General features: G+C 34.1%; 7 protein-coding genes and 1 tRNA gene. 2 read left to right on the top strand and 6 right to left on the bottom strand.

The genetic code is table 11. From position 1 onward, the window contains the following. Positions 1-705 precede the first annotated feature (705 nt). Positions 706-1,401, top strand: coding sequence for a hypothetical protein (locus ACESM9_RS12480; protein WP_372999129.1), 696 nt, complete (start codon positions 706-708; stop codon positions 1,399-1,401). Between the two features lie 233 nt (positions 1,402-1,634). Here the strand turns inward: ACESM9_RS12480 and ACESM9_RS12475 are convergent, their stop codons facing one another. The 3 genes from ACESM9_RS12475 to ACESM9_RS12465 all read right to left on the bottom strand — a co-directional run bounded on the left by ACESM9_RS12475 (position 1,635) and on the right by ACESM9_RS12465 (position 4,951). Beyond that, on the bottom strand, positions 1,635-2,195 hold the full coding sequence (locus ACESM9_RS12475) for a recombinase family protein (RefSeq protein WP_372999126.1): 561 nt from the start codon (positions 2,193-2,195) through the stop codon (positions 1,635-1,637). 298 nt (positions 2,196-2,493) lie between these two features. Continuing rightward, on the bottom strand, positions 2,494-3,051 hold the full coding sequence (locus tag ACESM9_RS12470) for a hypothetical protein (RefSeq protein ID WP_372999123.1): 558 nt from the start codon (positions 3,049-3,051) through the stop codon (positions 2,494-2,496). Between the two features lie 487 nt (positions 3,052-3,538). Continuing rightward, positions 3,539-4,951: a DUF3883 domain-containing protein gene (locus tag ACESM9_RS12465; RefSeq protein WP_372999120.1), complete on the bottom strand. Its 1,413-nt coding sequence runs from the start codon at positions 4,949-4,951 to the stop codon at positions 3,539-3,541. A 210-nt stretch (positions 4,952-5,161) separates the two neighbouring features. Between ACESM9_RS12465 and ACESM9_RS12460 the strand changes: the two genes are divergently transcribed. After that, positions 5,162-7,768: a hypothetical protein gene (locus ACESM9_RS12460; RefSeq protein ID WP_372999117.1), complete on the top strand. Its 2,607-nt coding sequence runs from the start codon at positions 5,162-5,164 to the stop codon at positions 7,766-7,768. Between the two features lie 69 nt (positions 7,769-7,837). Here ACESM9_RS12460 and ACESM9_RS12455 read toward each other — a convergent pair whose 3' ends face one another. From ACESM9_RS12455 to ACESM9_RS12445, 3 genes are all read right to left on the bottom strand, one after another. Then, entirely contained in the window at positions 7,838-8,098 is a 261-nt protein-coding gene (locus tag ACESM9_RS12455) for a hypothetical protein (RefSeq protein WP_372999113.1), read from the bottom strand. An 18-nt stretch (positions 8,099-8,116) separates the two neighbouring features. After that, positions 8,117-9,058 carry a tyrosine-type recombinase/integrase gene (locus tag ACESM9_RS12450; RefSeq protein WP_372999110.1) on the bottom strand — a complete coding sequence of 314 codons (942 nt, stop codon included), beginning with the start codon at positions 9,056-9,058 and terminating at the stop codon, positions 8,117-8,119. A gap of 159 nt (positions 9,059-9,217) precedes the next feature. After that, a tRNA-Arg gene (locus tag ACESM9_RS12445) sits at positions 9,218-9,294 on the bottom strand. Between the last annotated feature and the right edge of the window lie 21 nt (positions 9,295-9,315).

Raw genomic sequence — 9,315 nt, 5'->3', positions numbered from 1 at the left:
AAGGTATAGGAAGATTGTTTACAACAGGCAGGAAGTCACCTGCCTGTTTTTGATTTCGCCAAAAAACAAAAAACCTTGATTTCTCAAGGTTTCTACAATACGTAATAAATGGTGTGCCCGGAGGGAGTCGAACCCACGACCTTCTGATTCGTAGTCAGACACTCTATCCAGCTGAGCTTGAACCATTGTAATTACTAGGTTTCCGATTCTTAATCGTAAAGCAGTACTACTGATTCTTTAGTTTTAATTCATTATACATGGCTTCCAGATTGCTGTCAATATGGCATTTTAGCTTCTTTAAATGCTTCCTGTAATACAGATTGCATTAACAATTCACTATCCTTTTTATTTGCACAATGTTCTTTACTAGCTCATCACATAATGCTATAAGTTAGCCTACCTTTTGCACAATGTGTTTCTGTTCTGCAAGAGGGGGTAGTGGAAGAACGATACTTCTAATTTAGCTAAGTGTTAAGTGTTTGACTCCCATTCCTTTTACATATTTACCATTATAAATTATCTGAGTAAAAATACTGTCCAATAATATTTTTATATATTTTACATCAATATTTGTGTTGTCTATATTTATTACTCCAACACTTCAATAATGGAAATATTTACTTGAAGCAAGTATTAGCACAAAATGATAATATTTACTTAGTGATACTCATGTTTCATTTAATGATTTATTTGGGAGGGTTACATATGCGAAAAAAAACATTAGTCCTGCTTGTTGTTTTAGCCTTATTAATTACCACTTTAATAACTATTGCAGCAAAGCCTTTGAAAATTGGTGATGTTATTGGAAAAGTCTACTATACTGACATCAAAACCTATATTGATGGTAAACCAATCGATTCCGTAAATATAGGCGGAAAGACAATGATATCAGCAGAAGATTTTCAATACATGGGTTACCTTGTAGAGTGGAATGAAACCAATAGAACACTGGATATTAAATCAGATGCATCTCATAATATATCAGGAAAAGTAATAATCCCTGATGGAAAAGTAGCCCCAAAAGGCGGTCTTAATGTTGAAATTGTCGCTTTAGTTAATGCAAACTCTGACCCTTCCGTAGTTAGTCGTGGTGCTGGCTTTGATTATGGAAAGACAATTAAATTAGTTATTCCGGAAGGCAAAAGCAGTATTGACTACAAGATATCCGTACCATATAAATTCGAGCCAAGATATGTCAAGCATATTCAAACTGACGGTGAGCTATCAGAACCAATTAAACTGCCTGAAATAAAACCTAACTATGTATTGATTTTCAGATACTCATATTATCTTGGTAATTATAAAGTTGAGCATGGTGATTACCGTGAAGGATATCTTGATATGAGTACTGGAGATAAAACTAGCATTGACTACACTTTTACCAACATTGATTTAAAATAAATTTACACTGTCAAATTAATTTATTCTGTGACATAATAGCAGGTGATTCATTCACACTGCTTTTTTATTGGGAAGCTAGATTTCCAAGTTATTAAAATCACTATGCTTGCTATCATTGGCTGTTCATAAATTTTCTATTTGGTAGGAACGGAAGTACTACCCCCCTATTTACACAAAAGTAAACAATCAAAACTTGCAAACCCAACCCTCTATGCAGGAAAAAGGACAGGTTTTCACCTGCCTTCATGCTCTTTAACTAACTTATAAAAGGTGTTCTTCTTTAAGCCTAACTTCTCCATTGCTTTAGTAGCCGTTAATTCCCTGCACTTGTATTGACTATATACTTCCTGCCAGTTGTCAGGTCTTTTAATCTCTTTTCGCCCCTTGTACTTGTTGTTAGCTTTAGCAATGACTATTCCTTCTCTTTGTCTTTCCAGAAGGTTACTTCTTTCAAATTCATATATTGCACCTATCATTGTAAGCATTAGCTTTCCTGTACTTGTATGCGTATCTAGATTCTCTTTCAGGCTTATCAGCTTTACTCCCTTAGTGTTTAATTGCTCAACCAAATCCAGAAGGTCTTTTGTACTTCTGGCAAGTCTTGAGAAGTCTTTAATATAAACCGTATCCCCATCTCTTGCAAACTCTAGCAGTTCTAATAGTTTAGGTCTGTTGGTATCTTTAGCACTCGCCTTTTCAATGAAGTATTTCTCAATGTTGTATTGTTTCATTGCTTCAAGCTGTCTGTCTTCGTTTTGTTCTGCTGTGCTTACTCTTATGTATGCTATGTTCATTTTAAAACCTCCTTTGCAATTTCAAAATAATCATAGCATATTGTTTGTTTGAATTCAAGTATATTTGCAAACATTAGTTTATAATTCTAATTTATAATTTCAAACAAACTAATTTACCTATGTTCTATATTGTTTGTTTAGATTATACTCCACACAAACAAACAACAGGTAAACCATTAAAACTCATTTAGTTGCATAAATAAAGACCGTGAATCTATCACAGTCTTTCCTTTAGTAGCGCATATTCTCACTCTGCCGTTTAACTTTCTTTTATTTGCCTTTTTTCGGAATTCTAATCTTATTTGATTGACTGTACATCGCCTTCAATTTTCTCCAACTTAGAGGTTACTTCACCAATAGCTTCAGTCATATCTGTATCTGTTTTTTTCATGCTCTTAAGCACATCTTTAATATCTTCTTGTATGTTCTCTTGTGCTTTCAAATAAGATTTTGTAGCCTGTTCTATCTCATACATGTTTGACATAAGTTTTTCTGTGCTACTCATATCCATTAATGGTTCCTTCTGTACTACCTTTGTAGTCAATCTATAGTTATATAAAACGAACTTCCAAATTGGAATATGTGCTGGACATTTCTGTTTATATTCATTTTCTAAGAACTCCTTTTGCTTTTTATCAATAATACTCCATAGGATGTTATAAACAAATTCTGCTGAATCTTCTGGTATATATACCCCTGACCTATTTAGTAGCTGTGTTTCATGCTCAAACTGTTTAAATTTCAATGTCCCTACCATTTTTAGAAGGTCTCCAAATTGGTTTTCTAATCTCTTCATTTTACTTAAGAAAAACACAATTAGAAGCGCAATAATGCCAACCAGAAAGTATTCCTCCATTACCTTACTCCCCCTTGTAATAGTTTAATCTTGTCCCTATTGATATATTACCATAATACTCCAACTGATACAAAACAGTTAGTCTATCTTATTTATCATTATAACTACTACAGTAAGTTATGTTTTAACTTCGGAACACGATGTTCAATTGTTTTTAGGATATTCAACATCAGCGGTACAAGGGGGGGGTAAAAACTCCTATAAATAATCAAGTACCCTGTCATTTTGCATGGGGGTACTCAACAATTACTGCTAGAAAATAAATTGTCTCGTGTGTACTGCTCTAACGAAGTAATGCTAATTATTTGTATTATCTTTCTCTTTGCATAGGATAGAATTAAAGATAATCCTTGCAAAGCAAGTAATACCAATAGAAGTCTGGCTTCTTATTTAAGTCTTTGACTTCTTATATTGCACTCAACTAGGCTCTTTATATAGCAAATTGGTAGAATTAACTCGTATGTAAATCAAACTGTGAATTTAGTGACTAACTCTTATGAATACGCCAACTGTATGGTGAAAATTCATACATAGGATTGTTAAAAATGTCCTTAATAATGTCTACCCTTACTTCTGCTTCATCCTCTGCTAAAATATTATGTACTCTATACACCCAATATTTTTTCCCTTCTCTTGTATACTTCTCACCAATCCTTCTTTCAGTATCAGTAAGGAAAAAGTCATTTTCTTTATCTCTCGGCTCAGTTTTTACCTCAATATATATCTCCTCACCATCATCGGTATAAGACAGTATATCATATCCATATTGGGGAAATGCCGATGGTTTATCTGATACCAAATCTGCCAATTTTTTTCCTTTAAGTCTTTCTTTTTCACGCTTGTAGACATATGCTTCACCAAGTTTTCCAATAAAATCGAAAAACTCATTTAGCCTTTTAAAATCAACTTGCTTTCCCATCAGTTTATGCTTTAATTTATCATAGTCATATAAAATAGCAGACTTCTCAATTTCATCCCCAATCTTGGTTCTATTAATTTTAATTTCTTCTAAATCGGTCAAATTGTAGTTAAATTTTTTTTTTAATGCTTCTGCACAATTCGTGCACACAATTCTACTCTCTATATTCTTCCAATTGTCTGCGGTATTGAAGTACTCCTTACCACATAAACCGCATTTCATTTTATTTTGTTTCCTAGCATTGATTATTACTTGGGGAACAACCTTATCTACTTTTAAAACTGCTTCTATAGGTCTTAAGTACTTATATAAACTGCCAAATCCATTATGAATTTCTCTGCTTCTCATTTTATTAAACATAGGTTCATACCTCTCTGGAACTTCATATTCGTAACCAGAAGCTAACCTAATTCTACCATTCATATAGTCTGAAACCTTTACTTCTTTCTCTAGCACTTTTTCTGGGCAATCTGTGCAAAATAGCATATAACAAATAAATGAACACTGCAATTTGCTAATATCATCAAAATCAAAATTAATAAACTCATTTAATTGTTGAACTTGCTCAAAATTTAATGCCGGAATATACTCACTATTTATACTTGCAGATTTACTTCTGCTGTTTTGAGTTTTTTGCCTTGTGAGCCTACGCTCTTCACGAAATTTCTTGCTGAATAAGTGTTTCTCATCATTTAATAGATATTCTTCATCTAAATATTTGAAAAAGGATTTTACGCACCTGTAGCCTGTAGTTCCCTCACCGTAGTACGATAACATTGTCTCATAATCATCCACTGTCAGTTCACTAATATGCTCATTCTCAGTCAATTCGAATATTGTCAGTATAGGTGTGAAGTATGTGCTTCGCGACCCACCATCCTTTTTGTCGCTAAGAAACTGATTAATAATTGTTTGTGTTTCATCTGGTAGTTTAGCTAACCTAAGCAAACAATCATCTATACCTTTTCTATATCTAGCCATGCTTTACCCCCCCTAACACCATACCATTAATTTGTATTTATACCATTATTGTACACATATATCCTTGAATTTGGCAACCTAATTATTAAGTATTGGTATAAATTTCCATATATTTCTATGACGCTTTTTGTCCTCAAAAAACGATTAATAAGAGTACAGGACAAGTGTAGATTTGCACTTGCTCACTTATTAATTTGGGGGTATATATCTATGAGAGTGAAACTATGTTTAGATTTAGAAAATTTCTTAGAGAAACCAGAGAAAACTTACATTCCAGTAATTTCAGACAGAATTGCAAATTTAGCTGTTGAGATTGAGGTTGAGGAATTAGCACAACAACTAACATATCCTAATGGAAAATCTTTTACACCAGCATACTTCAACAAGGATACTGAAGAAATAATTATACGGAAGGATAACTACTGGGCTGGTCAGCAATTATTTGCACTGGACTTTGATGGTACTATTTCCATCGATGAGTTCCTTGATAGATGTAGAAATTTAAGACTACTCCCTGCATTTGTGTATTCAACATTCACAAGTATAAAGTATAACAAGTTTAGAGCAGTATTTATTCTTGAACATGAAGTAACAGATAAAAGAATAAGAGACTTGGTACAATTTGCACTAATGAAAATATTTAATGAATCTGACCCAATGTGCAAGGACTCTTGCAGGCTTTTTTTTGGTGGTAAGAGAATAATCCACTCTGACTTTAACAGCACTATAAATGTTCCTGGATTGATTGAAAGCCTGTCTCTGTATCTACACATGAAAGACAAATCAAACTATTCAAGAGAAATGAAAAGTTATTGTCAATCAGTAGGAGTGAATCTGCTTAATGGACTCCCTCATGTTATTTCCATTGACGATAACGCTTCACAATTTGACGAAAATGCGTCGACTCCTATAATAATTAATAATAAGACATGCCCTGATTTCGTCAAAAATTCATATGCAATTTACTTTTCAGAAAAAGTCAAACAGCAATCTGTAAAGGGGTATAGTAAATCTAAACTACCAAAATATGAAATTGACAGCATACACTTTAAGCGGAAATATATTAGAGATTTTAATTGGCACGACCTAGAAAATAATTGCCCACTATACAAGGGGTTTATTAATGGAACACATTGGGCTTATCATAACGAACTTTTTGGTATTGCCACAAATCTAATGGCAATAAAGGGAGGTCAGAAGCGGTTTATAGAAGCCTTACACCTTAGAGAGGAGTACGATATAGAAAGATGGGAGTATTATTGTAACTATATCATCAAGAAGGATTACAAGCCACATAATTGTATTAACTTCTGTCCTTTCTGCAATGAGTGTGAGCATACAAAGAATATGATAGAGCAATCAAAACTACCTAGGGGGTATATAAGAGTTGTCAACCAGCCACAGCAAAAAACTCTGTCAGAAGCTGAAGCGGAACTATCTCAATACTTCAGTAACGCATTATTTAGTGAAGGAAGTAATGTTCATGTAATCAAAAGTCCTCCAGGTCTGGGGAAGACAGAAAAATATCTTGGTTTAAAGAATGTAATTATTGCTGTACCTAACCATGCTCTTAAAGCTGAAGTAGTAGAAAGAATAAAAGAAGCAGGCTACAAAGCATTTGCTACACCTGAATTTCCGGAATTGCCCGATAATCACTCAAAAGTGATTAATAAATTGTATCAAAAAGGGAACTGGAAAGGTGTTCAAATGTATTTGAGAAAAATTATTAATGAAGAAAACAATGCAGAAGTAATTGCCTATTTTAATGAACTAGAGAACATGAAACATACCGAAGACACTATTGTCACTACTCACGAGCGATTGTTGCACCTTAATGACCTTGGGAACAACAAAACAGTAATCATTGATGAGGACATAACTTTCTCGCTTCTAAGGCAAGATTCCGTTTCATTAAGAGATTTAAGTAATCTGGAATCTGAATGCTTTGCAACCGAACTATACAATCAGTATAGGGTTCCGTATGAGTTTGCTAAGTCTGCTGAATATGGGATAATCCATAATATGCACAAATGTGGACTTTATGAACACCATATGATTCATAATATTGTATATTCCAGCAAGTATATCGAATCTAATGTGCTTGACTTCCTTGATTGCGACTCTTTCATTAGGATAGGAGGTGAAACACAAAAGACAGATATCATCTATTATATGAAAAAGCGGACTCTTCCTGACACAAAAATTATCATGTTAAGTGCGACAGCCAATGAAAGCATATGTAAACTTTTGTTTGGTAATAGACTTAATTTTTATGATGTTGGGAATGTTGAAAGCAAAGGACAGCTTATTCAATATCCTCAAAAGAGCTACAGTAGATACAGTATTGAGAATAACCCTGAGTCGATTGAAAAAATTAAACCCATCATCAGAAATCAGCCTGTGATAACATTTAAGAAACACACGAAGCATTTTAATGACATAGCTACTACTTTTGGCTCAGTTACTGGATTAAATAAATACTCTGGAGAAAACATTGCTGTAGTGGGAACACCACATATTAATCCAATAAGGTATCTGTTATTTGCTCATGTACTAGGAATTGAATTTAATGATAATGATTGTGAAATGAGTTATCAGCTTGTTCAGTATAATGGCTATGAGTTCCGCTTCCAAACTTATAAGCAAGAGTCATTAAGAAATATTCAGTTTTACTTTATTGAGAGTGAGATAATTCAGGCTGTCGGGAGGGGAAGGATACTGAGAAACGAATGTACTGTCACACTATTTTCAAATTATCCAGTTCCCGGTGCAAAGTTTAAGTATTTGAACAATACTAATGCTCTTATGGCTTCATAGTATTTATTATACCTCTATAGACAAAAGTGGAAGGTGTTAAAAACACCCTCCAATACATATGTATTCTAGTTATCGCTCATTATAGTGTATAGTTCCATTCTCTAGCAACTCATTATCAACCACATATCCGATTAAATCCTCTAAATCGCATAGTCCTATTGAATGGAAGAATACCTTAGCAAGCAATTCATCTGGCAGTTTGTTTACTGGCCCCTTTAACATCAATGTTGCATATCCACCGCAGAATGAAAGTGCGCTTGTGAAGCCGTATCCTAAAATCATGCCTGTTCCAAGTTCTCTTAACTCATTAATTATTGTGTTTTTATCCATATGTACCATCCTTTCATTCTATCGCATTTTAAGATATGTGCCATTACAAGCTATCTGTTCTAGTGGATTAAACCTATCAAAGTCCTTCTGCAAGTCATCCGAAAACATATTCACATATTCACGAACAATATCCATACTGCTATGTCCTAGTAGTTTCTGTAATCTAAAAATGTCACCTCCTGCAAGTATCCAGTTCTTCGCAAAGGTATGGCGGAAAAGATGAATGCTTGTCTTACCTACTCCCCTCTTGATGTTGTACTTTCTTATGGAATGCCCTAAAGCATTAGATGTAAGTTTTTCCCCATATATGCTACAGAATAGATAATCAGTCAATTCCCCCTTTCGATACTGTATATACTCAGCCAAAACTTTATTTAATGTCTTGCTTAATGGTACAACCTGTTGCTTTCTATTCTTTGTCTTTTCCAGCATAATCACACTATTTTCAAAATCAATGTTTCCTATCCTCAGATTAATCACTGTGTTGAGCCTATTCCCAGTGGACAATAGATAATTGATTATTACCCAATCTCTGTACTCTGTGAAGATACAGTGCTTTATGTCCGGCTTTTTCAAAAGCAGTCTTAATTCCGCTTCTGTATAAGTCTCCTTTACATTCTTCTCAGACTTTACTAATTGAATCTTGAACTCTGGTACATGCTCAGTCTTCATGAAGTAATATAAAATCGCTCTAAGCCCTCTTAATGATGAATTGATTGATACACTATTGAAGCCGGTATTCGTTTTTAGAAATAAGATATAGTCCTCAACTGTTTGTTGTGTTATGTTGGACAATAGCCCTTCTTCAGGGTAGAATTTACAGAAGCGGGCTAAACACTCTTCATAAAAATCAAGTGTTTTCTCTGATAGATTCTTTACTCTGCAATACCTATTGAACTCCTTAAAGCCTTCACTGATAGTCTTTGTCTTACTGCTAGGTGCCGTTAGTTTAATCCTCATTTCTTTCTTCCTTTCATAGTAGATTTCGACTAATCAGAGAAGAAAACAAAAAATAAAGAAACCCACTGACTAGTCTATTTTCAACTAAACAATCAGTGAGTCTGCTTTCAACTTTTTATAGCTTTCAAATGGCTTTGAACCATTGCAATTACTTGGTTATGGTGTGCCCGGAGGGAGTCGAACCCACGACCTTCTGATTCGTAGTCAGACACTCTATCCAGCTGAGCTACGGGCACATTTCTGTTTGTTTTGACGTT

The sequence above is a fragment of the Lutispora sp. genome (assembly GCF_041687175.1).
Lineage (GTDB): Bacteria > Bacillota > Clostridia > Lutisporales > Lutisporaceae > Lutispora.
The sequence above is the reverse complement of the archived record's forward strand: the minus strand, read 5'-3'. Positions and strand labels throughout refer to the sequence as shown.